Consider the following 24,650-nt stretch of genomic DNA (forward strand, 5'->3'; position numbering starts at 1 on the left):
CCAAGTCCGTCACCCATCTGCAACACCGGGGAAATTTCCCGAAAGCGTGGTCGCCATGACGAAAAAGGAGGGGCCAGCGCGCCGCAAGTCTACGCGTTGACGCCCCGCGTCGCCTGCGCCAATCTTCCCGAAAGGGAGTCGGGAGGATCAGCCATGCTCCGCGCCGAGGACAACAAATTCCTGATCGAGTCCGGCCTCGGAGCGCGAATGGGCGGGCTGTTGCAGCGTTTCTGGGCAGCGGAGTAGGGTTTGTCGCACGCGCGGAGCATCGTCGCCGGGCTCGTCGCGTCCATCCTGCTATCGTCGCTTGCGCCTGTTGGCAGTGGCCAAGCCGCCGCCACGCGAAAGACAACGAAACTCAAGTCACAGTCGACACAGCCGCCGTTCAAATGTGAGAAGCCAAAATTCCGCATCGTCGTCGATGTCGGGCATACCCCGGACGCCTACGGCGCGCTCAGTGCGCGCAATGATCCGGAGTTCGGCTTCAACTTCGTTCTCGCAAAGCTGATCACGGCCAAACTCAAGTCCGAAGGTTTTGCCGCCACCCGCCTGCTCGTCACGGACGGCAAGGCGCGGCCGAGCCTGTTCAAGCGCGTCAGTGCCGCCAATGACAGCCGGACCGATCTCTTCCTGTCGATCCATCACGATTCGGTGCCGGATAAGCTGCTCGAGACCTGGGAATTCGACGGCGCGAAGAGCTATTTCAGCGACCGCTTCTCGGGGCACTCGCTGTTCGTGTCGCAGCAGAATCCGCACTTCGCCACCAGCCTGATGCTGGCGCGGATGATCGGCAGGCAGCTCAAGCAGCAGGGCCTTCACTACGCCAGCCAGTACACGCTGCCGGTGATGGGCCGCTACCGCCGCCAGCTGCTCGACAAGGAGGTCGGCGTCTACCGCTATGACGGGCTCATCGTGCTGTCGCGGACACGGAGTGCTGCCGTGCTGCTCGAGGCCGGCTCGATCATCAATCGCGACGAGGAGATGGAGCTGAACTCGTCCGAGCGGCAGGAGATGATTGCGGAGGCCGTCGCGGCGGGGGTCGGGGAGTTCTGCGAGAGGCGGTAGCTGCTGCGCTCGCAATGACGGGCTGCTACAGCGGCACCCCCCGATACTCCCGGTTCGCCAGGCTCGCCTCCTCCAGGTCCAGATCGCGCTCGATCCGCCGTCTTGTCTCGTCGGTGATCTGGCCGTCGCGGAGGAGTTCGTGGATGAATTTGCGTTCGGCGGCGATCAGCTCGCGGGTCAGCGCGGTGCCGGCGGCGGAGACGTCGTGGTGCGCGGGATCGAGTGAGTCCGGAAGCTGGTTGACGCGGATCTCGTGGCGCGCGCGCAGGAGCCGCATCACCTCGTCGGAGACTTCCTTCTCCGCGGTGAGCTCGTCCAGCGATTTCAGCGCGGCGTCGAGCGCCTGGCGACGCGCCGCGATCTCGGCCTCGTGCTCGGCGACGTGCTCGTTGCGGCCAGCTTCGGCGACGCCGAGCCAGCGCACCACGGGCGGCAGCGTCAGGCCGACGCCGATCAGGGTGACGAAGATGACGCCGAAGGCGACGAACAGGATCAGGTCGCGATACGGGAAGGCATCGCCCTCGGGCAGCGTGAACGGCAGCGCCAGCGCGGCCGCGAGCGACACCGCGCCGCGCACGCCGGTGAAGGCGAGCACGAACGGCCATTGCCAAGGCGGCGAGGGATCGCGCTCGCGCAGCGACTTCGAGAGGATTCGCGGCAGATAGGTCGCCGGATAGAGCCAGGTGAAGCGCGCGATCACGATGATCATCAGCACCAGGGCAGTTGCGATCAGAATGTCGTCGAGCGGGAACGTCTTCGATTTCTCGTAGAGCGCGCGCATCTGGAAGCCGGTGAGCAGGAACAGCAGGCCCTCGATCAGGTAGATGATGAGGTCCCAGAAGAAGATGCCCTGCAGGCGCGTCGCCGACGAGATCAGCAGCGGGCCGTTCCAGCTGACATAGAGGCCGCAGGCGACCGTGGCGATCACGCCGGAGCCGCCGACATGCTCGGGCAGCCAGTAGGAGACGTAGGGCGTGATCAGCGACAGCGTCAGCTCGACCTGCGGATCCCCGGACCATTTGCGGAAACGCAGGGAGAGCCAGCCGACGCCGATGCCGAACGCGATCTCGCCGGCGACGATGAGGGCGAATTCACCGGCCGCCAGCGGCAGCGAGAAGTGACCGACCATGATGGCGGCGAGCGCGAAGCGGTAGAGGATCAGCGCGGTGGCATCGTTGGCGAGCCCTTCGCCTTCGAGGATGACCACGAGCCGGCGCGGCAGGTTCAGCCGGCGCGCGATCGCGAGCGGCGCCACCACGTCGGGCGGCGCGACGATCGCCCCGAGCAGGAAGCCGATGGTCCAGGGCAGGCCGATCAGATAGTGCGTGGCGGCGGCTACCATGGCCGCGGTGAAGATCACCGCGCCGACCGCGAGCAGCACGATTGGCCGCAGATTGTTCTTGAACTCGCGCCAGCTCATCGCAACGCTCGCCGAGTAGATCAGCGGCGGCAGCACCATCAGCAGCACCAGTTCCGGCGGCAGTTCCACCGGCGGCATGCCGGGTATGAAAGCGAGGCCGACGCCGGAGAGCATCAGCAAAATGGCGGGCGCGATGTTGAAGCGGCGGGCGACCAGCGCGGTGCCCGCCAGCACCGCGAGCAGGATGAGAAAGGTCTGGAACTTCGCTGCGATCATGGCCTGTCTTGGCCCGGAAGCAATCGCAAGGTCAACGCCTCACCCCAGCCGTTCGGCCACCATACGTCCGATGCGTGCAAACGCGGCTTCGATTTGGGCGGCGTTCGGCGTGCCGCCCTGGGTATAGGCCGTGATCAGGATCGGTGCATCAGGCTTGTTGTCAGGCTTGGGCCAGACGACCGCGATATCGCCGGATGCGTCCCTGCCGTTGTTGCCGGTCTTGTCGCCGATCTTCCAGCCCGCGGGCAGGCCGCCGCGCAGCCGGTTCGCGCCGGTCTTGCAGTTCACCATCCACTCGGTGAGCTGCGCGCGTGAGGCCGGCGACAGCGCCTCGCCCACTATCAGCCGCTTCAGATTGCCGGCCATCGCCGCCGGCGTCGTGGTGTCCCGGGGATCGCCGGGCGGCGAGCGATTGAGCTCGGGCTCATTGTGGTCGAGCCGCGAAGTGGCATCGCCGAGTGATCGCCAGAACGCGGTGAGTGCGGCTGGCCCGCCGACCCGCGCCAGCAGCAGATTGGCGCAGGTGTTGTCACTGAGTTCGACGATCGCCTTGCACATGTCAGTGACCGACATCTTGCCGGCGGCGAGATTTTGCTTGGCGACCGGCGCGTAGTCGAGCAGGTCGGCCTGGCCGTAAGGGATCATCGCCGCAAGCTGCTCGTCGCCACGATCGACACGCGCCAGCACGCAGGCCGCCAGCGAGGCCTTGAACGTCGAGCACATCACGAATCTCTCGTCGGCGCGCCAGGCGAGCCTGGCGCCGGTCGCGAGGTTCTCGGCGTAAAGCCCGATCCGCCCGCCGCTCTCGCGCTCGTAGGATTCGAGCTCAGACGGCGCCTCCGCGGCGAACGCAGGAGAGGCGGCGATCCAGCACAGCGAGGCGAGCAGGGAGCGGCGGTCGAGAGGCATGGGGGACTTTCAAATGGAAGTGCGAGCGGGGGTTATGCGAACGAACTCCGCATTCATCCATCGAAAAGACGAATGTGTGGCGCGAGGGCGTTTTCTTAGCCTCACCCCGCTTGCGGGGCGAGGGGCACTCTCCGCGAGCGCAACTGTCACTGCGTTCGCGGAAGCAGCCCCTCACCCCAACCCTCTCCCCGTAAGAACGGGGAAAGGGGGCGCATCTAACCTCACTCTCTCAAATCATACCGATACGATTTCGACACGATCTGCCAGCCGTCGGCGAGCTTCATCGCCACCAGATAGTCCGTGAAGTAGCGCGGCGGCAGCTGGCAGCGGACCTTGATGAAGGCGGTTTTGTCGTCGGAGCGGTCGATGGTGACGATGAAATCCTCACGCGGCTTGCCTTCGGCCTTGCCGGAAGGGCGCTTGCGCACGCGGTCGAGCCAGTCCGGCACGGTCAGCACCTGCAATTCGCCCTTCTCGACCCAGCGCAAATCGGCGGAGGGATGGAAGATGGCGCCGAGCTTTTCGGCGTCACCCTCATAGAGCCCGTCGAAATAGGATTGCACGACGGCTTCGACGCTCGCACGGTTCTGGCTCATGGGTCATCCTTTTGCATGATGTCTTGCGAGGAACTTAGTCGTACACATCAGAATGCGCTATGGGTGTGTCAGCCATTTGCGCGAAGACATTGTCATGACCGGATCAGAAAATTCGAACGCTCGTATCCTCACCGGCGAATGCTATTGCCGCAGCGTGCGCTTCGAGGTGGCGGATGCGTTCTCCTATGCGATGAACTGCCACTGCTCGAATTGCCGCCGCACCACCGGTTCGGCCTTCAAGCCGTTCGCCGGGATCGAGCAGCACAAGCTCCGCCTTGTCCAAGGCGCGGACCAGCGCCTGATCTACGGCGATGACTTGACCCATGACGCCCACTGCGCGTGCTGCGGCTCGCTGCTTTATTCCCGGGTGCGCGAGGGGAAATGGGTTCATGTCGCCATGGGAACCCTGGTCGATGCTCCCTCGATCAGGCCGACCGCCCACATCTTCGTGGGGTCGAAGGCGCCCTGGCACGAGATTACGGACAATCTGCCGCAGTATCGGGGGCACGTCGGGGATACCTAGGGGAACCGGGCCAGCGGGCCTTTGTCGGCGAACCCCGACCGCGCTGGCGCGACAAACATAAAGGGTCTTTCGGCCCACTGCCGGCGCCGCCTTCGTGACCTCGATCACAAGCGGCCGCAGCGGGTCCTGCTAAAGCGGTCCCAAAGGGGCTCGAACTGCCTCTGAACTTCGGAAGTCGTGTCATGCGCAATCTGCTCAGACTTTGCCCGCTTCTGCTCGCCGCCGCGCTACTGTTCGGCGCCGGGCCCGCTTTTGCCGGAAAGCGCGTCGCGCTGGTGCTCGCCAACTCGGCCTATCAGCACGCGCCCTCGCTGGCGAACCCCGTCAGTGACGGTTCGGTGATGGCGAAGACGCTGAAGGAAGCCGGATTCGACGTTGTCGAGTCCAGGCACGATCTCTCGGCGCTCGACACGCGCCGCGTGCTGCGCGACTTTGCGGATGCGACCCGCGATGCCGACATCGCCGTGGTCTATTATGCCGGCCACGGCATCGAGGTCGAAGGCTCGAATTATCTGATCCCTGTCGACGCCAAGCTCGAGCGCGACACCGACGTGTACGACGAGGCGCTGTCGCTCGACCGTGTCCTGGTCGCGGTCGAGCCCGCCAAGCAGCTGCGCCTGGTGATCCTGGATGCCTGCCGCGACAATCCGTTCGGCAAGACCATGAAGCGCACGATCGCGACGCGCGGCATCGGCCGTGGCCTCGCCCAGGTCGAGCCGACCAGCCCCAACACGCTGATCGCCTATTCGGCCAAGGCCGGTTTCACCGCGCAGGACGGCGATGGCGCCAACAGCCCGTTCACGGTGGCGCTGTCGAAGCATCTGACGACGCCGGGCCTCGACGTCCGCCGCGCCTTCGGCTTCGTGCGCGACGACGTGCTCAAATCGACCGGCAACAAGCAGGAGCCGTTCGTGTACGGCTCGCTCGGCGGCGAGGACGTGCCGCTGGTGCCGGTCAAGGCGGTGGCCGCGGCGCCCACGGCGCCCGTGGCGAATCCGCAAGCCGATATCCGCCGCGACTATGAGCTCTCGCTCCAGGTCGGCAACAGGGCGGCATGGGAAGCGTTTCTCGCCCAGCATCCCGATGGCTTCTATGCGAACCTTGCCAAGCTGCAGCTCGAGAAAATCGGCGCCGAGCAGGCGCATGCCGCGGCGACCGAGAAGGCGAAGCAGGCCGAGGCCGAGCGCGATCGTCTCGCCGCGCTTGGCGCGCAGAAGGAGGCGCAGGCCAAGGCCGCGGCTGACGCCAAGGCCGCCGAGCAGGCGCAGTTCGCTGCGCAGAAGGCCAAGGAGCAGGCACAGCAACAGGCGGCTGCCGCCGAGCAGCAGCGCGTCAATCTCGCCGTCGCGGCACCTAACACTGCGCCGGCCAGCACGGCGAGCCCGACCGGCACCAATGTCGCCTCGCTGACGCCGGCGGCGACGCCAGCCGATCTCACCCGCTCGGTGCAGACCGAACTCGGCCGCGTCGGCTGCTTCTCCGGACAGGCCGATGGCAACTGGAATACGTCCTCGCAGCGGTCGCTGTCGCAGTTCAACCGTTACGCCGGCACCAAGCTCGACGTGAAGGTGGCGAGCACCGATGCGCTCGGTACCGTCAAGGCCAAGCAGTCGCGCGTCTGCCCGCTGGTTTGCGAGCACGGCTTCAAGGCCGACGGCGACAAATGCACCAAGATCGTCTGCCGCGAGGGCTATGCGGTCAACGACGACAACGAATGCGAGAAGCAGCGTGCCGCCAAGCCGGCCAAGCCTGCAACGGCCAAGCGCGACGACGGCGATGAGCGTCCAGCCCGGCAGCGTCGCCAGGCCGGCGGTGCGGCAGGCGGCTACGGTGCAGCTGCCGGCATCGCTGCCGCCGCCGGCGCCGGCCGTCGCTCGGGTGGCGGGCAAGTCTTCTGCAACAGCGGCGGATGCCGTCCGGTCAACCGCGGCTGCCACCTCGAATATCGCGGCGGCGGCGGCCCCGGCAACGATGCCAATGCCGAGGTGTGCTACTGACACTGCTCTGGGTCGTCCCGGCGAACGTCGGGATGACAGATCAGTTCGAGATCGCGCTCGCCGCGATGTTCACCGTCAGCGCCAGCAAGGCCGTGTTGTAGATGAATGACACGATGCCATGCGCGGTGGCGGTGCGGCGGATGGTCTTGTCGGTGATGCCGACGTCGGAGACCTGCGCGGTCATGCCGATGACGAAGGAAAAATAGACGAAGTCCCAATAGTCGGCGTGGACGTCCTTGTCGCCGCTCGGAAACTGCAGACCGCCCGGCTTGGCGTTCCGATAGTAATCATGGGCGTAATGCAGCGCGAAGGTCGTGTGCACGGCGGCCCATGACAGCGCGATGGTGCTGATCGCGACGGTCAGCTCGGCGGCGCCGCGCTGCGGCGTGCCGAGTTCTGAGACGATTGCGGCAATGCTGGCGAAGGCGCCGATCGCCGTCACCAGCAGGATCACGAAGCGACCGTCGTCCTGCATCGCAGCCGCGCGGCGGATGTGCAGGTGATCGTTGCAGAGCATCATCGTGTAAACCAGCACGAGATAGACCGCGATCAGGGCATCCCAGCCGAACAACAGCCGCGTCACCAGCCGGTGCGAACCCGGCAATAGCAGGCAGACGAGAATGCCGACGCCAAGCGAGATGAAGGTCCGCGGCCGCGCATAGATCAGCCGCACCGGCCGCGACATCTGGCGGAAGTGAACGAGGACGGGATCTTCCTTGTCAGTGGCCATTTCGACTTCGACCGTCTCGATCAACTCGCCTTGTCGCCGCATCGCCGGTGCGCTTCCTCTCCCGCTTGCGAGGGAGGGGTGGGGAGAGGGTGTCTCCACAAGCGAGACCCCCCAAGAGGAGAGAGCCCTCGCCCGGATCGCTGTCGCGATCCGACCTCTCCCGCAAGCGGGAGAGGTGAAAACCCAACCTTAGCTCTTCCGTTCGGCCACAAACCGCGCGGCGGCCTGCAGCACGGCGGCGCGATCGCCGAAGATCGACACCGCGCTGTCGGCGCGCGCGAGCAGGTCGCGCACGCGCTGCTTGGCGCCTTCGATGCCGAGCTGGGTGACGAAGGTGGTCTTGCCGAGCGCGGCATCGGCACCGGCCGGCTTGCCGAGCGCAGCCGCATCGCCTTCGACGTCGAGCAGGTCGTCGGCGATCTGGAAGGCTTCGCCGAGCGCGCGGCCGTAATCGTCGAGCGCCTGATATTCCTTCTGCGAGGCCTGGCCGAGGATCGCGCCGGCGATGCAGCCGTAACGCAGCAGCGCGCCGGTCTTCATCTGCTGAATGCGGGCGACATCGATCGGCTCGTTGCCGCCAAAGCGGCCTTCGCCGGCGAGATCGAGGATCTGGCCGCCGACCATGCCGCCGATGCCGGCGCAGCGCGCCAGCGCGCGCGTTAGCAGCAGGCGCACATTGGCGTCGCGATGGATCTCGTCGCGGGTGATGATGTCGAAGGCGAGCGTCAGGAGCCCGTCGCCAGCGAGGATCGCGGTGGCGTCATCGGTCTTCTTGTGCAGGGTGGGGCGGCCGCGGCGCAGGTCCGAATTGTCCATCGCCGGCAGGTCGTCATGGATCAGCGAATAGCAATGGATGCATTCGAGCGCGGCGCCGGCGAGCAGCGCCGCTTCGCGGGGCACGCCGAACACGGCCGCGCTCTCGACCACCAGGAACGGCCGCAGGCGCTTGCCGCCGTTGAGGCTCGAATAGCGCATTGCGTCCATCAGTCGCTTGGGCCGGGCGATCTCATCGTGCAGGATGTCGTCCGACAGCAGGCGCCCGAGCAGGGCCTCGGTATCATCAGCGGTCTTGTCCAGACGTTTGGCGAAATCGGACGGGGACGTGCCGGTCATCAAGAAGGGCTCCAGAACTAAAATTCGGCCGGACAATCCTTTATGCGCCAGCCCCAGTCAATCGTTTGGAAGGCGTAAAAAGTGCTGGAAAAGGCCCGAATTATCACAGACTTAATGCCGGGCTCGTGGCCGCGTTTCGTTTTCCGCCGGAAAGGTCGATTTGCGCATCGTTAAAATCCTGCTGGCGCTGCTCGCGATCGTGGTTCTCATGCCCTATGTGATCACGCCGTTCTACCGCATTGGCCATCCGGTTTCGACGCTGATGGCCTGGCGCAGCTTGCGCGGCGCGCCGATGCAGCGGGAGTGGATCGATCTGGCTGATATGTCGCCCTATCTGCCGCGCGCAGTGGTGGCGGCCGAGGACGCCCATTTCTGCAAGCATCACGGCATCGATTGGGGCGCGCTGCGCGAGGCCATCGACGACGCCAGGGAGGACGGCACCGCTTTCCGGGGCGCCTCCACCATCACCCAGCAGGTGGCGAAGAACCTGTTCCTCTGGCAGGGCCGGGATTTCGTCCGCAAGGCGCTGGAATTCCCGCTGGCGCTGTGGATCGACCTCGTCCTGCCCAAGGCGCGGATCCTGGAAATTTACCTCAACATCGCCGAACTCGGCCCCCAGGGCCAGTTCGGGGTGGAGGCGGCCAGCGCCTATGCCTTCGGCAAATCGGCCGAGAACCTCTCCCCTCGGGAGGCCGCGCTTCTGGCCTCGATCCTGCCGAACCCGGTCAAACGCAGCGCCCGGACCCCCGGCCCGGGTGTCCGGCGGCTGGCGGCGACCTATATGGCGAGGGGGCAGGCGACCTCGCTTGTGACCTGCTGGCGGGAAAATCGCTGATTTCGGGCCCATTTGGGGCATATTTTCCGGCCCAAGAGCCTAGCTTTACGGCCAGCCTTCCTCTATAAGCGCGGCCTTGATCGGCATTCAGCTCGCCTCGTATTGCGGGTGCTGAGCCGTCCCCTCGCGGACGATGCCCTGATGACACCAATCCCTAGAGGATATTGAAATGGCCGTTCCGAGAAGAAAAACCTCGCCGTCGCGCCGTGGCATGCGCCGCTCGGCAGACGCCATCAAGAAGCCGACCTATGTGGAAGACAAGGACTCCGGCGAGCTCCGTCGTCCGCACCATCTCGACCTCAAGACCGGCATGTACAAGGGCCGTCAGGTCCTGAAGAAGAAAGAGTCCTGAGTTTCAGGACCTTTCTTGGGGCAGGACGATTTGACCTGCCTGATTTCGGCCAACCCATGAGATATGACAGTGACGGCGGCGGAGCCAATGCTTCGCCGCCGCATTGTCCTGTCTGGATATCTTGATCGAGAAGGCATTTCGCCGATGGTCGGTTTCCCGCTGCTCCTGATTCCGCTCGCGGTCTACAACATCATCGCCTTCCTGATGCCGAGCGTGTCCTTCACGGACGTGCTGTTCAAGGTGCCGATGATCACGGGCGAGACCTGGCCGGTGACGCTGGCCGATCTCCTGCTCGCGCTCGGCGTGGTGCTGCTGCTGCTCGAGGTGGTCAAAGGCGCGCGGCCCGGCTCGAAATTCGTGATGGATCATCTGCTGTCGCTGATCGTGTTCGGCGCGGCCGCGGCCGAATTCGTGATGTGGCCCAAGTTCGGCAACTCCACTTTTTTCCTGCTGGTGCTGCTCGCGATGGCCGATTTCTTCGGCGGCATCGCCCAGCGCACGCGCCGCCGCGTCGCCTATGTCGCCGAGACGGTGCCGGCGCCGCGTAAGGCCAAGCGTCAGGCTGAAGCGCCGGCGGACGAACCCCCGTCCGAGCCCAAATTGTCCGAGCCCAAGTTCGAGCCGGCGCCCGCGCCACAAGCCGCGCCTGTCGTGCCGCCCCCGCCCTCGGCGCAGTCGGTCGCCGAGTCCGTGCTGATGGATCATCCCGCGCCGAAGCCGGTGACCCCGCCCTCGCCGGAAATCCCCTCGCCGCATCTGCAGCCGGGCAACGGCACGCCGTCGTCCCCCGACGCGCCGCGCTGATTTCTCTGGATTTGCTCGCATCGCACCGCGGCGACAGTGTGCTCCCTCGCCCCGTTCTTACGGGGAGAGGGTTGGGGTGAGGGGCCTCTCTCCAAGGATGAGATAGCCGTGGGACCTGTACCCCCTCACCCGGATCGCAAGAGCGATCCGACCTCTCCCCGCAAGCGGGGAGAGGTAAGAAGCGCCGTCTCACTTCAAATGAATCTCAAGCCACCTGCCGCGTGCGTGCGGCGACGCTTCCGAGCGGGTGCTTGCTGCCGTAAGCCATCCGCGCGTCTTCAGAGGAGCCGCGGCGCAGCCGTGTGGTCTGGGGCAGGTGCTCGGCATTGGCGATCAGCTGAGTGACGAAGCTCGGATCGGGGCGCGGCAGCGGCGCCTTGTGGACCCACGCAAGCGTGGGCACAACCGTCACCAGGGCCGTGCCCGTGCCGGCTTCCACCACGTTCGATCGATCAGTACCCAACATCGCAATCACCGTTGATCCGGCGAAGATGTCGCGTTTCGGGACGCTGGCGCCGGGTGCGAGTCAGTACTCGCAAGGCCTATGCCGCGCGGGCCGATTTGGTTCCGCCGCGCGCAGAAACGTGGTTTCCAAATTGTTTATCAACTTTGCCTAGGGTCGGGGGCGAATCTGGCTCTATCCTGTGCTGGCTCCGGACTCCCCTGTTGTCCCGAAATGAGGCGATTTTGATCCCCGCATTGCCGCAAGCCTCCGACATCCTGGCCGCGCTTGGCCAAGCCGTGTTCGCCTGGGACATCGCCAGTGACGCCATTGCCTGGGGCGACCAAGTCGGCGCGGTCTTCCCCGGTATCCCCACTGAGCGGCTCGCCACCGGCGCTGAATTCGCCAAGTTGATCGAGCCTTCGCAGTCGCTGCGGACCGCCTCGCTGACCCAGACCTCCGCGGTGCATGGCGCCGACGGCACGCCCTACCGGGTCGAGTATGGTGTGCGCATGAGCGCCGCCGATCCCGTGGTCTGGATCGAGGAGACCGGCCGCTGGTTCGCCGGCCCCGATGGCCGCCCCACGCGCGCGATCGGCTCCGTCCGCATCAACAATGAGCGTCACGCCCGCGACGAGGAGCTGACGAGGCTCGCTCGGCTCGATCCGCTGACCGGCGAGTTGAACCGCTCGCATCTGATCGCGGCGCTGGCCGAGTCGATCGAGGAGACGACCCGCTTCCGCTCGACCGCCGCCTTCATGCTGGTGGGCATCGATCATCTCGCCCGCGTCAACGACGCCTTCGGCTTCGACGTCGCCGACGCCGTGATCCTCGATGTCGCCAAGCGCATCCGCGCGCGGCTGCGCGGCGGCGATGTGCTCGGGCGCTTCTCCGGCAACAAGTTCGGCCTGATCCTGAAGAACTGCACCGTCGACGACATGAACGTCGCCGCCGAGCGTTTCCTTGCCGGCATTCGCGACGAGGTGGTGCCGACCAAATCCGGTCCGGTCTCGATCACGGCCTCGATCGGCGCGGTCAGCCTGCCGCGTTATGCCCGCAACACCGACGAGGCGGTCAACCGCGCCCATGAGACGCTGGATGCCGCCAAGCGCCGCCGCGCCGGCTCATTCGCGGCGTGGCGTCCGGATGCCGCGCGCGACGCGCAGCGCCGCGTCAACATCCGCGTCACCGACGAGATCGTGACCGCGCTGAACGAGCGTCGGATCAGGCTCGCCTATGAGCCGGTGGTTGCGGCGACCTCGCGCGAGCGCGCGTTCCACGAATGCCTGGTGCGGATGGATCAGGGCGACGGCCAGGTGCTGCTCGCGCCTGATATCGTGCCGGTGGCGGAACGGCTCGGCCTGATCCGCCTGGTCGATCACCGCGTGCTCGAGCTCGTGGTCGCCGAGCTCGCGGCTGCGCCGGATATTCGGCTCAGCCTCAACATCTCGCCCGATACCACGATGGATCCGGACTGGTGGGCCGGAATCGAATCGTTGATGCGTGCCCATCCCGGCGTCGCCGAGCGGCTGATCGTCGAGATCACCGAGACGGTCGCGATCCAGGACATCGACGACGTCCGCGCTTTCGTCGGCCGGCTCAAGCATTTCGGCAGCCGAATCGCCATCGACGATTTCGGCGCCGGCTACACCTCGTTCCGCAACCTGCGCAAGCTCGGCGTCGATATCGTGAAAATCGACGGCGCCTTCGTGCAGAACATCACCCATTCCGCCGACGACCGCGCCTTCGTGCAGACCCTGATCGACCTCGCCCGCCGTCTCGACATCAAGACCGTCGCCGAATGGGTGCAGGACGAGGAAGCCGCCAACATGCTGGGCGATTGGGGCTGCGACTACATCCAGGGCCGCCTGATCGGCCTCGCCTCAGCCGACCGCCCATGGGGTGCACCGCCGGACAGCGCGCTGCCTGCGGCAAGCTGAGATGCCGTAGTTGAGATGCCGTAGGGTAGGCAAAGCGACTTGTCCGCCGTAGCTCGAAGAGCGAAGGCGGAAGCGTGCCCACGACTTCTGTTGCATTCGTGGCGAGATGGTGGGCACGGCGCAAGCGCGCCTTTGCCCACCCTACGATTGCGCCTTTGGGCCGCTCTCGCCTACGTCGTTGCGAGCGTAGCAATGACGACGTGGCAGGCTACGCCACGCAAATCCCCGCTACCGCGACCTTCTGGAACAGATGCGGGCTGGCCACGGCCGACGCCGGGTAGTCCGCGATCTTGGCGCGGAATTCCGGGTGGGTGAACGCCGCGCGGAAATGCGCGTTGGATTCCCACACTGCGTAATTGAGATAGGTCGGATTGTCGCCGACGGCGCGGTGGAGCTGGGTCGAGATGAAACCCGGCTGGCGCTTCATGAAGGCGGCATCGTCCTGCCAGCTCGTCAGGAAGCTCTGCTCATCCGCGGCATCGAGCGTGAACAGATTGACCAGCACCACGGGGCCGGCATCGAGCGCGATCTGGCGGTCGATCGGGAAGGCGGGGTCGAGAGGGCGCATCTGGGGCATGGCATCACTCCGTCTAGCTTGGTACTATCATGTCAATTCGACAAGATATGACATATGAGTTTGACATGATGATGTCAATACGGAGCAATCATTACAAATGACCAGGACCAAGCGGAGCCCGGCAGGCGATGCCCTGACCGGCCTGATCCTCGACCTGTTCCGGGCCAACGGCCTGCTCCTGACCGCAGGTGACCGGCTGGTCGCCTCGCTCGGCCTCACCAGCGCGCGCTGGCAGATTCTCGGGGCGATCGTCGATGCCGAGCGGCCTGAGCCGGTCGCCTGGCTGGCGCGCAATCTCGGCGCCAATCGCCAGAACGTGCAGCGCATCGTCAACGATCTGGAGCGGGACGGTCTCGTCGTATTCGAGACCAACCCGCATCATCGCCGGGCGCAGCTCGTGGTGCTCACCGACAAGGGCAGGCAGATCTACGATGCCGCCGGCCGCTTGCAGGTCCCGTGGGTCAATGGCCTGTCGGATGGATTGTCGGTGAAGGAGATCGAGACGGCCCATCGCGTGATCGGCGCCCTGCGCGACCGGCTGGAGGGAAGCGGCGAGGGGTGATCGCGCCGTACCGCGCTCCTTGCGCAGGCGCCGTAGGGTGGGCAAAGCGTAGCGTGCCCACCATAGAGAGATGGTGGGCACGGCGCGTGCGCGCCCTTGCCCACCCTACGAAACCTTTATACCCCTTCATCCAGCGCCACCAGCTCGCGCTTCTTGCGCAGCGATGGCAGCAATGGCGCGATCAACAGGATCAGCGCCAGCACGAGGCAGGCCGCCGAGATCGGCCGCTGCACGAAGGTCAAGAGATCGCCCTGCGACAGGATCAGCGACTTGCGCAGATTGTTCTCCAGCATCGGCCCGAGCACGAAGGCGAGCACCAGCGGCGCCGGCTCGTAGCCGAGCTTGCGCATGAAATAGCCGATGATGCCGAACGCGATCATCACATAGACGTCGAACACGTTGTTGCTGGAGCAGTAGACGCCGAGGATCGTGAACAGGATGATCAGCGGGAACAGGATGTTGTAGGGCAGCTTCAGGAGCTGCACCCACATGCCGATCATCGGCAGGTTCAGGATCAGCAGCATGACGTTGCCGATATACATGCTGGCCACGATGCCCCAGAACAGGCCGGGGTTTTGCGTGATCAGCAGCGGCCCCGGCTGCAGGCCGTGGATGACGAAGGCCCCGAGCAGCAGCGCCATCACCACGTTCGGCGGGATGCCGAGCGTCATCAGCGGAATGAACGCGCCGCCGGCCGCCGCGTTGTTGGCCGATTCCGGACCCGCGACGCCCTCGATCGCGCCGTGGCCGAACCGCTCAGGCGTTTTCGACAGCCGTTTCTCCAGCGCGTAGGAGGCAAACGAAGCGACCACCGCGCCGCCGCCCGGGAGAATGCCGAGCAGGAAGCCGAGCAGCGTGCCGCGCGCGACGGGGCCGGTGCTCGCCTGCCAATCGGCCTTGTTGGGCAACAGCTGCGTGATCTTGGCGTTGATGATGTCGCGCTTGATCGCCTGCTCGGTGTTGAGCAGCACCTCGGCGACGCCGAACAGGCCCATCACCACGGGCACGAGGCCGATGCCGTCGATCAGCTCCATGCGGCCGAAGGTGAGGCGCGGCTGCGCCGTGATGCTGTCGAGACCGATCAGTCCGAGCACGACGCCGATGCACGCCATCAGCAGTGCCTTCGGCATCGAGCCTTGGGTGAGGAAGGTGAGCACCACGAGGCCGAGTACCATCAGGCTGAAATACTCGGCCGGGCCGAACGCGATGGCGATGCTGGCAAGCTTTGGTGCCACGAGCATCAAGGCGATCAGCGCAAAGGTGCCTGCAATGAAGGAGCCGAAAGCGGAGATGCCGAGCGCGGGACCGGCACGGCCCTGCTTTGCCATCTGGTGACCGTCGATGCAGGTGACGACGGAAGCGGCCTCGCCGGGGATGTTGACCAGGATCGAGGTGGTCGATCCCCCATACATCGAGCCGTAATAGATGCCGGCCATCATGATGATGCCGGATTCCGGCGTGCCCGACAGCGTCACCGGCAGCAGCAGCGACATCGCCGAGATCGGCCCGATGCCGGGCAGCACGCCGACCAGCGTACCGATGAAGACGCCGATGAAGCAGTAGAGCAGGTTGATCGGGAGCAGGGCGACGCCGAACCCATGCGCGACATTGGCAAGCGTATCCATGGGTCAGCCGATCCCGAACAGGCCCGAGGGCAGCTGGATCAACAGCAGCCGCTTGAGCACCCACCACATGCCTGATGGCACCAGCACAGCGATCGGGATCGCCAGCGTCCAGCGCACGGGATCGATCAGTCGGAGTAGCAGCAGCATCAGCGGGATCGACGATAGCAGAAATCCCAGCGGCTCCAGCGCGAAGGAGAACGCGGTGAGGCAGGCGATGACGAGCAGCGGCTTGCTCCAGCGCGCATTCTCCCAGCGCGAGGCCAGCGTCGGGCCACCCTCGGTGATCGCTGCGATGATGATGCTGCCCGCGAACACGCACATCAGGATGCCCGTGTAGAACAGCACATAGCCGGAGCCGGGATCGTTGATGGTGCCGAGCTTCAGCTTCAATCCCTGCCAGATCACGAAGCCGCCGAGCGCAAGCCCGATCAGCCCGCCCCAGAGCTCGGAGTTGTTGAGGCGGAGTTTGACGTTGGTTTGGTTGCTCATTCGAAGCACCTCTAGATCACCGTCACCCCTGCGCAACGGCGAAGCCGTTGTCGCTGAGGTGGCCGCTTCTTCAACGGCCCTCGAAGGGCGACGGTGCCACGATCCATCCTTCGAGGCGAGCCGCAACCGCGGCTCGCACCTCAGGATGACGCCGGCATGTGTGGCAATTCAGTCCTACTTCTTCGCAAGCCCGAGGCTGTCGATCACCTTGCGCTCGGACTCCGTGACCTCGACGACGAATTTCTTGTAGTCCTCGGTGTTCTTGTAGTTCGGCACCATGTCGTATTTCGCGAGCGTCGCGATCACCGCGGGATCCTCGACCGCCTTCTTGAAGGCATCGTGCAGCTTGGCGACGATCTTGGGATCCATGCCCTTCGGTCCGGCAACGCCGAACGGGGAATCATAGACCATGGGATAGCCGAGCTCCTTCAGCGTCGGCACATCGGGATAGTTCGGCGACCGTGCGCCGGTCCACACCATCAGCAGCTTTAGCTTGCCGGCGTCGACCAGCGGCCGCCAACCGGTGGAGTCGGCCTGCAGCATGGTGTGCTGGCCGAGCACGGCGGCATTGGTCTCCGCGCCGCCCTTGAACGGCACCTGCGTGAGCTTGATGCCGGACATCGCCGCGATCTGCTCCATGCCGATATGCAGCGAGGTGCCGGTGCCCGGCGTCGCATAGGTCACCTTGCCCGGATTGGCCTTGGCGAAGTCGACGACGTCCTTCCAGGACTTGAACTGCGATTCCGCGTTCGTGGTCACGCCGAACGTATAGCCGGTGAGGTGGATGATGTAGGTGAAGTCCTTGGCCGGATCCCACGACACCTCCTGCATCAGCGGCAGGCGGAACACGGTGATCGGAATCTGCGCAATGGTGTAGCCGTCGGGCTTGGCGGCCGCGGCCATGGTCGCAGGGCCCACCGTGCCACCGCCGCCGGCCTTGTTGTCGATCACGATCGGCTGCCCCAGCACTTTCGAGGCGCTGTCGGCGATCGCGCGCATCGAGATGTCGGTGGAGCCGCCGGCCGGCCATGGCACGATCAGCGTGATGGGTTTGCTGGGATAGTCCTGCGCACCGGCGGCAGTTGCAAGCAAGGCGCCGACAACATGCATGGCGGCAAAGGCGAACGTCTTCAGCCCGTATCGCGACATCGAAATTCCTCCCGCGCAGCGGCCTCGCTGGACCGCCGTTTCTCGTTCTTGTGAGGCGATTGTTCCTGAAATCACGCGAGAAGAAAAGCGCGTTGCGCGGACCGGGCACGCGGTCGAGGCCGCTATCCCGGCGGAAACGGGGCGTGCGACAATTCGTCGTTTGGAGGTGTGCCGAGAGGCGGAATTTGAGGGAGCCGGAGCCGTTACGCCACGCGGCGAACTGCGTTCAGCGTCTCGATGGTACGTCCGACCTCGGCTGCCGGGCACGGCTTGCCGAAATAATATCCCTGCACGGCGGTACAGCCGCATTCGCGGACGAAGTCGAGCTGCTCGATGGTCTCGACGCCCTCCGCCGTGGTCTCGACGCCGAGCACGGAGCCGAGGCTGGCGATGGTGCGGACGATGGCGACGCTCTCCGGGCTTTCGCCGAGCGTGCCGACGAAGGAGCGGTCGATCTTGATGCGGTCGAACGGAAACTTGCGCAGGTAACTCAGCGAGGAATAGCCGACGCCGAAATCGTCGAGGCTGACGCGGACGCCCAGCGCACGGAGCTGATGCAGGATCTCGATGGTCGCCTCGCTGTCGTCGAGCAGGGCGGTCTCGGTGACCTCGAGCTCGAGCCGCTGCGGCGGCAGGCCGGCCTCCGCCAGCGCGCTCGTGACCATCGCGACCAGCCCGCGCGAGCGGAACTGCACCGGCGACAGGTTGACCGCGACGGTGACATCAGGCCATGAGGCGGCGGTGGCGCAGGCCGTGCGCAGCACCCATTCGCCGATCGGGACGATCAGCCCATTCTCTTCCGCGATCGGAATGAACTCGGCGGGCGAGACGAAGCCGCGCGAGGGATGTTTCCAGCGCAGCAGCGCCTCGAAGCCGGTGAGCTCGGTGGTGTCGAGCCGCACCTGCGGCTGGAACACCAAATGGAATTGGTTGCCTTCCAGCGCGCCGCGCAGGTCGTGCTCCAGCGCGTGGCGGCTGCGCGCCTCTTCCTCCATCTCGGGCTCGAACAGCTGATAGGCGCCGCGGCCTCTGGCCTTGGCCTGGTACAGCGCGAGGTCGGCGCATTTCATCAGCTCGTCGGCATCCAGGCCGTGATCGGGCGCGATCGCGATGCCGACGGAGACGCCGACATGGATCGACTGGCTTTCCAGCGCCGGCGGATGGCCGATGATCTCGACCAGGTGGCGGGCGAGCTTCTCGGCCGATTCCGGCTGCGGCCCGCGCTGGAGCACGGCGAATTCGTCGCCGCCGAGGCGCGCGACGGTGTCGTGCTCGCCGACATTCTCCTTCAGTCGCGCTGCGACCCAGCGCAGCAGCCGATCGCCGGCGGCATGGCCGAGGCGGTCGTTGACGGTCTTGAAATTGTCGAGGTCGAAGCAGAGCACCGCCATCGCGCCGCCGGCGATCGCGACCTGGTTCAGCCCCTCGCCCATCTTCTCGCGGAACAGCGTGCGGTTGGGCAGGTCAGTCAGGGAATCGTGCCGCGCCATGTGCGCCACGCGCGCCTGCGCCTTGTGGCGCTCGGTGACGTCCTCATAGGTGACGACCCAGCCGCCATGCTCCATCCGCTTGTGGTTGAGCTTGATGATACGGCCATCGCTCAAATGACGGTGCAGCGTGTGCTCGCCTTCCCGCAGCCGCTCGACATAATCGGCATAGAGCGTGGCCCCGGTCGTATTCGGATGGATGCCGAGGTCGCAGCTGTGCTCCATGATCTCGCGCATCGAGACGCCGGGCTTCACCACGTCCGGGGAGAGGCCGTACATCTCGATGTAGCGGCGGTTGCACACGATGACGCGCAGGCTGGCATCGAGCATGCACAGGCCCTGGCTCATGTTGTTCAGCGCCGCATCGAAGCGGCGGTATTGCTCGCTCAGCTCCTCGACCGCGCGCTCGCGCTCGGTGATGTCCTCGTAGGTGGCGACGAAGCCGCCCTCGGCCAGCGCGCAATAGCGCACCGAGATCACGGTGTCGTTCGACATGCTCCGGCGCATCGGCGAGGAGTCGCGGCTGGCGATCCGGGCGCGGGCGGCTTCGAGGATCTGCTGCGGGCTGTATTCCGAGGAGAACGCGCCGTTCGTTATCGAGCGCTCGATCAGTTCGCCGAGATGCGTGCCGGGTCTGGTCTCCTCCGGCGACAGCCGGTAGATGGTGCGGTAGGTGGTGTTGCAGACGCGCAGACGCATGTCGCTGTCGTAGAAGGCGAGCCCGTGCGCCATGTTCTCAAGCGCGGCATCAAGGATGAAATTCTGCTGCCGCAGCGTCTCCTCGTATTGCAGCCGCTCGGTGACGTCCTCGTGCACGGTCACCCAGCCGCCGTCGGGCAGGAAGCGCGAGACCGCCTGCACCATCCGCCCGTCGTAGCGCATCACCAGCAGGGTTTTCGCCTTCCTGCTGCGTACGTCCTCCAGCCTGGTGTCATGGAATTCGCCGGCCGACATGCCCGGCAGGTTGCCGCGCGACAGCCAATGGTCGATCGCCGTGCTGTGCGTGACGCCCGGTTTCACGACCTCGGGGTCGAGATCGTAGAGGTTCAGGAAGCGTTCGTTGCAGACCACGACGCGGCTGTCGGCATCATACATGATGAGGCCGTGCGACATGTTGGCGAGCGCGTGCTGGCTGCGCTCGGTCTGCACACGCAATTCCGCTTCGAGCCGGGCAAGGCGGCTGACGTCGTCGCAGATCGTCATCCAGCCGCCGCCGGGAAGCGGCTTCAGCTCGAGCGACATGACGAGGCCGGTCGCAAGCCGCTGCTCGGTCCGGAACGGCTTGCCCGCTGCGATCTGCGCGATCCGCGCCGAATACAGCGTGTCGAGCTCGTCCTCGGGAAAGTTGCCGCGCCTCGCGCTGTGCGCAAGCACCTCGCGGTAGCTCGCGCCCACCCGCACGATGTCGGCCGACATGTCGAACAGGCTGAGGTAGCGCTGATTGACCAGCACGATCCGGTTGTCGGCATCGTAGACGCAGACGCCCTGCTCCATGTGATCGAGCGCAAGCTGGCTCAGCCCGACCAGGGCCTCCGGGCCCTGCTCGCGGCGTGCACCAAGCTCATTGTCGCGGGTCGACGTCATGGGATCGGCGGGTCTCGGCGGGCAATAGACTTAACGCAACGTAATTCGGGCGCCGAGGGTAGCGAACAGGCGGGAAAATTCCCTTAAGCGCAGTAGTTTACGGAGGGTGACTGGCGATGGGGAAAGGTCTGTGCCGGCACGCGAATGCGGAAGTGCCTGCAAGCCAGAGTTGGCCCGAGAGCGCGCAGCAAACTCCGCTGTCGTCCCTGCGAACGCAGGGACCCATAACCACAGGAAGACGTTTGGCGAAGACTGGCCGTGAAGAGGCTTTGCCGCGTTACTGGGACCTTGCGTTTACCGATAGATTCCGCGGTATGGGTCCCTGCGTTCGCAGGGACGACAAGAGGCCTACGGTCCGTACAGCACGAGCTCGGTGTCGGTGAGGTCGCCGAGCTGCGGGCGGTGCGGGCCCTTGAAATATTTGCGGCCGCGCCGCTCGGTATAAATGCCGGCGAGGCCGGGGATCGGGCCGTTGGCATCGACCGCGACCGAGATCTTGCCGAGCCGCAGCAAGAGCCGGCCGATGCGGCCGGCGCAGGCGGCGTATTCGGCGGCGCTGCGGCAATAGATCAGCTTCATCGCGGGCGGCGCGATGAAGCCGCGGCGGATGCGCACTGGTTGCAGGATGAACGGGAACGTTCCCTTCGGCGTGCGGACGACCAGGCTGAGGCAATTGTAGCGCGCATGCCGCGTCAACAGCTCAGTCTCCTCGGCGGAAAGTCCCTCGATGGCCTTGGCGTGCTGCGGGATGACCTCGATCTTGCTCCAGCGCGGGGCGCGCGTCAGCGCCGGCACGGAAAAGAAGATGCCGCGGCAATAGGCGCGAAAACCCTGGGTCTCGATGATCGGCCAGGTCCACGGCGCCGGCGAGATGTTGAGATAGGTGACGTCCTTGTGCCGCTGCGCGATCTTGGTCAGCAGCGGCGCATAGTTGCGGTAGGCCGGATCGACATACCAGCTCGACAAATTGCACTGGATGGCGGTCTCCTCGCCGACCTTGCGCGTCGTGTAGATCAGCAGCAGCACGCCGACCGGCGTACCGTCATTGTCGAGCATGTAGCCGAAGCGCGGGTAGCCCTCCGGCACAGGCCGGAAGGCCTGCCGGCGCAGGCCCTGGATCCAGTAATTGTACGAGCGGCCGACAAAGCCGCGCGTCAACAGGTCTGCGACCTTCTCGACGTCGGCTTCGGTGATCTCGCGGCATCGGACCTTGGTGTGGATCACGCTCGTCTTGCCCGTGGAAATGGGAGGCCTCGTGAGTTGAGTTAGCGCCAGCCTTCGCCATGGGCTTCAGTCGCGATCTGCGACTGCATGCCCATGATCTCCCGCACCTTGGCGGGCCAGGCGGAAAGGTCGGTGCCGTGGGTGTGGAACATGGCGACGGCGAGGCGATCCATGCCGAAGGCGACGCAGCCGGTGTGAGCGGGCTCGCCATTGGCGTCCTGGATGCCCCAGGTCGTGCCGAAATGTTCGCGGTGATAGTTGAAGCTCATGCAGGCGGTCGGCTGCTCTTCCGAGCGCAGCGGGATCAAGAGCTCGAACTTGAGCTGCTGCTGCTTCTGACTCACCGCCTTCATCTGGCCGACGCGGCCGAAGAAGGGGTCGCTGGCATAGTCGACACGGAAGGTCAGGCCGAGGTCGGTCGCGATCTTCTGCGCGCGCACCATCCAGCGGTCGCGGAAATCGGCGACGTCATCGGGCGTGCCGATGCAGACATATTCGCGCATCCGGAACGATTGCAGCCGGTCGAGATGCTTCGACGGCTCGCGGCGGAAGCAGTCGGCGGCGACGTCGAAGCGCAGGCCGCCCTTTGGCAATTGGCCGCGGCTCGCCGCGATCGGATAGACCGGATAGCAGGCGGCGGGCGAGAGCACGAGGTCGGCCGGCGAGAGCGAGGTGGTCCAGTCGCCGCCGGCATCGAAGCGGCTCACCGCGGCGTTGATCTCGCGTTCGGTGCCGTGCAGGCCGCAGACGCAGCCGAGCAGGTTCGGAAAGCTCTTGAGATAGCCTGATTTCTCCAGCTGGGCCCGGCTCATCACCGGCGGGAAGCGCAGCGCTTCGGTGCCGGCCTCGCGATGCCGAGTGATCAGCGCGGCGAGCTTCTCGACGACGCCCTCATAGAGCGCGGTGCGCGCATAGACGCCGTCCGAGCCCATGCGGTGGAACAGCTTGTCGGCGAGATGATCGAGCGGATCGGCAATTTCAGGCGCGGTCTCGGGCGAGTTGGGGAGGACGGCAATGTTCATGGGATGGTGTCCTGCTATCTGAAAATTGTTCTTGTTGTTTCAGTCATGAAGGCTTGCCGGCACGCCGCTCATCAGCGTCGAGGTCGCGGCGTTGGCCAGAATGCGGTCGTTGTTGATCATGATCGGCGACGACAGCACGTCGCGCAGGTGACGGCCCATGGTGAATTCGCCGTCATTACGGTAGCCGGAGAGGCCGGCGGTGCGCATCGCGTGCATCACGGTCTCGACCGCGAGCTCGGAGGCCTGCACCTTGAGCAGCGTGATCGAGGATTGGAAGTCGAGCGAGCCGAGCGCGCGCTCGTCATGCTCGGCGCGGGCAAAGGCATCGATATTGGCCGCGATCAGCGCGCGCAGTTTTGCGAGCGACATCTTCGCAGCGGTGAAATGGGCGGCGGCTGGCGGCATCTGCCCGCCGGACGAACGGGCCGCCTTGCGGATGAAGGCCTGCGCGCGCGTGACGGCGGCGGCGGCAATGCCGGCCCAGGCCGACGACCAGCACAGATGGGCGAACGGCGTCATGGTCTGGGCGTGGATCTTGTCATAGGCCTCGGGGAAGACGCGGTCGGCGGGGCAATCGACCTTCAGCTCGAAACCGGTGGAGCAGGTGCCGCGCATGCCGAGCGTTTCCCAGCCCTGGGTCTGCTTCAGCGAATAGTCGTCCTTGGCGAGCGCCAGCAGCACCTGGTCGGAAGCGGCAGCATTGGTGGCGCGGCGGGCGATGGTGACGAGACCGTCGGCCTCGGCACCGTAGGAGATCACTGTGGCGTCGCGCACCAGCGAGATGGTGTCGTCGGCGTGATCCACCGCCGCCGCGCTGGAACGAACGTTGCCGCCGTTCTGGCCTTCCGTGGTGGAGGAGGCGAGCAGCCACTGGTCGCGCGCGACCCGGCGCATCATGGTTTCCATCCAGGGAATGCCGTGGCCGTGCCTGGTCACGCAAGCGACCTTTGTCGTGTGCATCGCGTAGATCATCGCGGTCGAGGCGCAGGCGCGCCCGAGCGTGTAGCAGATGTCGGTGACGTCGTGGATCGAGGCACCGAAGCCGCCGAACTCGACCGGGATCATGACGCCGAGCAGTTTTTGCTCCCGTGCGACGTCGAACGCTTTATGGGGAAAGCGGGCGTCGCGATCGACGCCGTCTGCGTCGGCAGCCGCCGCAGCGGCGGTCCGGGCAGCGCGCTCGATCAGGGAGGGACCCTGTTCGAGAAAACTCGTTTGTGTATCGTCGACAGTGAGGACCGCTTCACGCACGTTCATACTCGTCCGCCTCCGGTTTGCCGTTCAGGATCGCCGGCATCATTCGCGACGCCGTGTAGAGCGATCCCCCGACCATCTTTGCTTGTGAGACGAGGCTACGGATTTAATTCAAATTCGTCGATGAAATAGAGGGTAAACGAAGCCCAATTCCGAATGGACAGTTAAGGTCCGGTTGTTTGCATCGCCGGAAATTCGAAGCTCGCGTTAGGGTTCTGGAAGAAGGGCGAATTCCAGACAATCTGAGTCATCGTTTACTAAGAAACCCGAAGTAATGGTGACGCCCATTGCGAGATCGGCTGGCCGTGCCCATCGTAGCCGGCGACCGGTCCGACTTTGATGACAGATGGGAATTTACCGATGCAGGCCTTCGACACCGAATTGCGCAATCGCATCATCAAGCTGGTGAGGGGCATTCTCGCGCAGAATTCGCTCAGCGCCGAAGTCGCGCCACAGGCGAAGCTCGTCGACGTCGGCCTGACCTCGATGGACATGGTCAATCTGATGCTGGGTGTCGAAGCCGAGTTCGACTTCACCATCCCGCAAGCCGAGATCACGCCGGAGAATTTCCAGTCGGTCGAGACGCTGGAGCGGATGGTTGCGACCCAGCTGAAGCTGGCGGCCGCGGCTTAATAGGTCGTAACTCTCTCCCGGTGTCGTCCCTGCGAACGCAGGGACCCATACCGCGGAATCTATCGATCGTTGAAGGTCGCGGTACCGAACTGCGAGTCTTCG

General features: G+C 65.3%; 23 protein-coding genes. 9 read left to right on the forward strand and 14 right to left on the reverse strand.

Annotated elements, in window-relative coordinates:
* Positions 1 to 249: 249 nt before the first annotated feature.
* Positions 250 to 1,065, forward strand: coding sequence for an N-acetylmuramoyl-L-alanine amidase (locus BRAGE_RS0140375; protein ID WP_027563266.1), 816 nt, complete (start codon positions 250 to 252; stop codon positions 1,063 to 1,065).
* A 25-nt stretch (positions 1,066 to 1,090) separates the two neighbouring features.
* Here the strand turns inward: BRAGE_RS0140375 and BRAGE_RS0140380 are convergent, their stop codons facing one another.
* The 3 genes from BRAGE_RS0140380 to BRAGE_RS0140390 all read right to left on the reverse strand — a co-directional run bounded on the left by BRAGE_RS0140380 (position 1,091) and on the right by BRAGE_RS0140390 (position 4,206).
* A complete protein-coding gene (locus tag BRAGE_RS0140380; protein ID WP_092211937.1) occupies positions 1,091 to 2,701 on the reverse strand; it encodes a Na+/H+ antiporter in 1,611 nt (536 codons plus the stop codon).
* A gap of 39 nt (positions 2,702 to 2,740) precedes the next feature.
* Positions 2,741 to 3,610 (reverse strand): class A beta-lactamase, encoded by an 870-nt coding sequence (gene bla, locus BRAGE_RS0140385; protein WP_027563264.1) that lies wholly within the window; start codon positions 3,608 to 3,610, stop codon positions 2,741 to 2,743.
* 221 nt (positions 3,611 to 3,831) lie between these two features.
* On the reverse strand, positions 3,832 to 4,206 hold the full coding sequence (locus BRAGE_RS0140390) for a nuclear transport factor 2 family protein (RefSeq protein WP_027563263.1): 375 nt from the start codon (positions 4,204 to 4,206) through the stop codon (positions 3,832 to 3,834).
* Positions 4,207 to 4,300: 94 nt separating this feature from the next.
* Between BRAGE_RS0140390 and BRAGE_RS0140395 the strand changes: the two genes are divergently transcribed.
* Both BRAGE_RS0140395 and BRAGE_RS0140400 read left to right on the forward strand, forming a co-directional pair.
* Positions 4,301 to 4,729, forward strand: a complete 429-nt coding sequence (locus tag BRAGE_RS0140395; RefSeq protein WP_027563262.1) for a GFA family protein — start codon at positions 4,301 to 4,303, stop codon at positions 4,727 to 4,729.
* A gap of 182 nt (positions 4,730 to 4,911) precedes the next feature.
* Positions 4,912 to 6,726 (forward strand): caspase family protein, encoded by a 1,815-nt coding sequence (locus BRAGE_RS0140400; RefSeq protein ID WP_028146491.1) that lies wholly within the window; start codon positions 4,912 to 4,914, stop codon positions 6,724 to 6,726.
* Between the two features lie 40 nt (positions 6,727 to 6,766).
* On the opposite strand, the gene BRAGE_RS0140405 is transcribed toward BRAGE_RS0140400, so the two are convergent.
* On the reverse strand, positions 6,767 to 7,456 hold the full coding sequence (locus BRAGE_RS0140405) for a DUF1345 domain-containing protein (RefSeq protein ID WP_027563260.1): 690 nt from the start codon (positions 7,454 to 7,456) through the stop codon (positions 6,767 to 6,769).
* Positions 7,457 to 7,645: 189 nt separating this feature from the next.
* The gene (locus tag BRAGE_RS0140410) at positions 7,646 to 8,569 is read right to left on the reverse strand and encodes a polyprenyl synthetase family protein (protein WP_027563259.1); all 924 of its coding nucleotides are present in this window, start codon (positions 8,567 to 8,569) and stop codon (positions 7,646 to 7,648) included.
* Between the two features lie 160 nt (positions 8,570 to 8,729).
* Here BRAGE_RS0140410 and mtgA point away from each other — a divergent pair, with 160 nt between their 5' ends.
* The 3 genes from mtgA (at position 8,730) to BRAGE_RS0140425 (ending at position 10,560) form a co-directional block, all read left to right on the forward strand.
* Positions 8,730 to 9,404 (forward strand): monofunctional biosynthetic peptidoglycan transglycosylase, encoded by a 675-nt coding sequence (mtgA, locus tag BRAGE_RS0140415; protein WP_027563258.1) that lies wholly within the window; start codon positions 8,730 to 8,732, stop codon positions 9,402 to 9,404.
* A 169-nt stretch (positions 9,405 to 9,573) separates the two neighbouring features.
* Positions 9,574 to 9,756 carry a 50S ribosomal protein L32 gene (gene rpmF, locus BRAGE_RS0140420; RefSeq protein WP_007598106.1) on the forward strand — a complete coding sequence of 61 codons (183 nt, stop codon included), beginning with the start codon at positions 9,574 to 9,576 and terminating at the stop codon, positions 9,754 to 9,756.
* 144 nt (positions 9,757 to 9,900) lie between these two features.
* The gene (locus tag BRAGE_RS0140425) at positions 9,901 to 10,560 is read left to right on the forward strand and encodes a hypothetical protein (protein ID WP_027563257.1); all 660 of its coding nucleotides are present in this window, start codon (positions 9,901 to 9,903) and stop codon (positions 10,558 to 10,560) included.
* Between the two features lie 205 nt (positions 10,561 to 10,765).
* On the opposite strand, the gene BRAGE_RS0140430 is transcribed toward BRAGE_RS0140425, so the two are convergent.
* Positions 10,766 to 11,026, reverse strand: a complete 261-nt coding sequence (locus BRAGE_RS0140430; RefSeq protein WP_027563256.1) for a hypothetical protein — start codon at positions 11,024 to 11,026, stop codon at positions 10,766 to 10,768.
* Between the two features lie 221 nt (positions 11,027 to 11,247).
* Between BRAGE_RS0140430 and BRAGE_RS0140435 the strand changes: the two genes are divergently transcribed.
* The gene (locus tag BRAGE_RS0140435) at positions 11,248 to 12,942 is read left to right on the forward strand and encodes a bifunctional diguanylate cyclase/phosphodiesterase (RefSeq protein WP_027563255.1); all 1,695 of its coding nucleotides are present in this window, start codon (positions 11,248 to 11,250) and stop codon (positions 12,940 to 12,942) included.
* A gap of 208 nt (positions 12,943 to 13,150) precedes the next feature.
* Here BRAGE_RS0140435 and BRAGE_RS0140440 read toward each other — a convergent pair whose 3' ends face one another.
* Complete coding sequence (locus BRAGE_RS0140440; RefSeq protein ID WP_027563254.1) at positions 13,151 to 13,519, reverse strand: antibiotic biosynthesis monooxygenase family protein; 369 nt, start codon at positions 13,517 to 13,519, stop codon at positions 13,151 to 13,153.
* Positions 13,520 to 13,616: 97 nt separating this feature from the next.
* Here BRAGE_RS0140440 and BRAGE_RS0140445 point away from each other — a divergent pair, with 97 nt between their 5' ends.
* The gene (locus tag BRAGE_RS0140445) at positions 13,617 to 14,081 is read left to right on the forward strand and encodes a MarR family winged helix-turn-helix transcriptional regulator (protein WP_027563253.1); all 465 of its coding nucleotides are present in this window, start codon (positions 13,617 to 13,619) and stop codon (positions 14,079 to 14,081) included.
* A 116-nt stretch (positions 14,082 to 14,197) separates the two neighbouring features.
* Here BRAGE_RS0140445 and BRAGE_RS0140450 read toward each other — a convergent pair whose 3' ends face one another.
* From BRAGE_RS0140450 to BRAGE_RS0140480, 7 genes are all read right to left on the reverse strand, one after another.
* The gene (locus BRAGE_RS0140450; RefSeq protein ID WP_027563252.1) at positions 14,198 to 15,706 is read right to left on the reverse strand and encodes a tripartite tricarboxylate transporter permease; all 1,509 of its coding nucleotides are present in this window, start codon (positions 15,704 to 15,706) and stop codon (positions 14,198 to 14,200) included.
* Positions 15,707 to 15,709: 3 nt separating this feature from the next.
* A complete protein-coding gene (locus BRAGE_RS0140455; RefSeq protein ID WP_027563251.1) occupies positions 15,710 to 16,195 on the reverse strand; it encodes a tripartite tricarboxylate transporter TctB family protein in 486 nt (161 codons plus the stop codon).
* Positions 16,196 to 16,369: 174 nt separating this feature from the next.
* A complete protein-coding gene (locus tag BRAGE_RS0140460) occupies positions 16,370 to 17,344 on the reverse strand; it encodes a tripartite tricarboxylate transporter substrate binding protein (RefSeq protein ID WP_027563250.1) in 975 nt (324 codons plus the stop codon).
* Positions 17,345 to 17,547: 203 nt separating this feature from the next.
* Positions 17,548 to 20,415 (reverse strand): PAS-domain containing protein, encoded by a 2,868-nt coding sequence (locus BRAGE_RS0140465; protein ID WP_027563249.1) that lies wholly within the window; start codon positions 20,413 to 20,415, stop codon positions 17,548 to 17,550.
* A gap of 348 nt (positions 20,416 to 20,763) precedes the next feature.
* Positions 20,764 to 21,639, reverse strand: a complete 876-nt coding sequence (locus BRAGE_RS0140470) for a hypothetical protein (protein WP_027563248.1) — start codon at positions 21,637 to 21,639, stop codon at positions 20,764 to 20,766.
* A gap of 41 nt (positions 21,640 to 21,680) precedes the next feature.
* Positions 21,681 to 22,661: an amino acid--[acyl-carrier-protein] ligase gene (locus tag BRAGE_RS0140475; RefSeq protein WP_027563247.1), complete on the reverse strand. Its 981-nt coding sequence runs from the start codon at positions 22,659 to 22,661 to the stop codon at positions 21,681 to 21,683.
* A gap of 39 nt (positions 22,662 to 22,700) precedes the next feature.
* Positions 22,701 to 23,918, reverse strand: coding sequence for an acyl-CoA dehydrogenase family protein (locus BRAGE_RS0140480; protein WP_027563246.1), 1,218 nt, complete (start codon positions 23,916 to 23,918; stop codon positions 22,701 to 22,703).
* A 357-nt stretch (positions 23,919 to 24,275) separates the two neighbouring features.
* Here BRAGE_RS0140480 and BRAGE_RS0140485 point away from each other — a divergent pair, with 357 nt between their 5' ends.
* Positions 24,276 to 24,548, forward strand: coding sequence for a phosphopantetheine-binding protein (locus BRAGE_RS0140485; RefSeq protein WP_027563245.1), 273 nt, complete (start codon positions 24,276 to 24,278; stop codon positions 24,546 to 24,548).
* The last annotated feature ends 102 nt before the right edge of the window (positions 24,549 to 24,650 follow it).

Source organism: Bradyrhizobium genosp. SA-4 str. CB756, assembly GCF_000473125.1.
Taxonomy (GTDB): Bacteria; Pseudomonadota; Alphaproteobacteria; order Rhizobiales; family Xanthobacteraceae; genus Bradyrhizobium; species Bradyrhizobium arachidis.

Excerpts from the sequence above, each read along its gene's own strand:
- BRAGE_RS0140380 (WP_092211937.1), bottom strand. The coding sequence starts at position 2,701 with ATGATCGCAGCGAAGTTCCAGACCTTTCTCATCCTGCTCGCGGTGCTG.
- bla (WP_027563264.1), bottom strand. The coding sequence starts at position 3,610 with ATGCCTCTCGACCGCCGCTCCCTGCTCGCCTCGCTGTGCTGGATCGCC.
- BRAGE_RS0140390 (WP_027563263.1), bottom strand. The coding sequence starts at position 4,206 with ATGAGCCAGAACCGTGCGAGCGTCGAAGCCGTCGTGCAATCCTATTTC.
- BRAGE_RS0140395 (WP_027563262.1), top strand. The coding sequence starts at position 4,301 with ATGACCGGATCAGAAAATTCGAACGCTCGTATCCTCACCGGCGAATGC.
- BRAGE_RS0140400 (WP_028146491.1), top strand. The coding sequence starts at position 4,912 with ATGCGCAATCTGCTCAGACTTTGCCCGCTTCTGCTCGCCGCCGCGCTA.
- BRAGE_RS0140405 (WP_027563260.1), bottom strand. The coding sequence starts at position 7,456 with ATGGCCACTGACAAGGAAGATCCCGTCCTCGTTCACTTCCGCCAGATG.
- BRAGE_RS0140410 (WP_027563259.1), bottom strand. The coding sequence starts at position 8,569 with ATGACCGGCACGTCCCCGTCCGATTTCGCCAAACGTCTGGACAAGACC.
- rpmF (WP_007598106.1), top strand. The coding sequence starts at position 9,574 with ATGGCCGTTCCGAGAAGAAAAACCTCGCCGTCGCGCCGTGGCATGCGC.
- BRAGE_RS0140425 (WP_027563257.1), top strand. The coding sequence starts at position 9,901 with ATGGTCGGTTTCCCGCTGCTCCTGATTCCGCTCGCGGTCTACAACATC.
- BRAGE_RS0140430 (WP_027563256.1), bottom strand. The coding sequence starts at position 11,026 with ATGTTGGGTACTGATCGATCGAACGTGGTGGAAGCCGGCACGGGCACG.
- BRAGE_RS0140440 (WP_027563254.1), bottom strand. The coding sequence starts at position 13,519 with ATGCCCCAGATGCGCCCTCTCGACCCCGCCTTCCCGATCGACCGCCAG.
- BRAGE_RS0140445 (WP_027563253.1), top strand. The coding sequence starts at position 13,617 with ATGACCAGGACCAAGCGGAGCCCGGCAGGCGATGCCCTGACCGGCCTG.
- BRAGE_RS0140450 (WP_027563252.1), bottom strand. The coding sequence starts at position 15,706 with ATGGATACGCTTGCCAATGTCGCGCATGGGTTCGGCGTCGCCCTGCTC.
- BRAGE_RS0140455 (WP_027563251.1), bottom strand. The coding sequence starts at position 16,195 with ATGAGCAACCAAACCAACGTCAAACTCCGCCTCAACAACTCCGAGCTC.
- BRAGE_RS0140460 (WP_027563250.1), bottom strand. The coding sequence starts at position 17,344 with ATGTCGCGATACGGGCTGAAGACGTTCGCCTTTGCCGCCATGCATGTT.
- BRAGE_RS0140465 (WP_027563249.1), bottom strand. The coding sequence starts at position 20,415 with ATGACGTCGACCCGCGACAATGAGCTTGGTGCACGCCGCGAGCAGGGC.
- BRAGE_RS0140475 (WP_027563247.1), bottom strand. The coding sequence starts at position 22,661 with ATGAACATTGCCGTCCTCCCCAACTCGCCCGAGACCGCGCCTGAAATT.
- BRAGE_RS0140480 (WP_027563246.1), bottom strand. The coding sequence starts at position 23,918 with ATGAACGTGCGTGAAGCGGTCCTCACTGTCGACGATACACAAACGAGT.
- BRAGE_RS0140485 (WP_027563245.1), top strand. The coding sequence starts at position 24,276 with ATGCAGGCCTTCGACACCGAATTGCGCAATCGCATCATCAAGCTGGTG.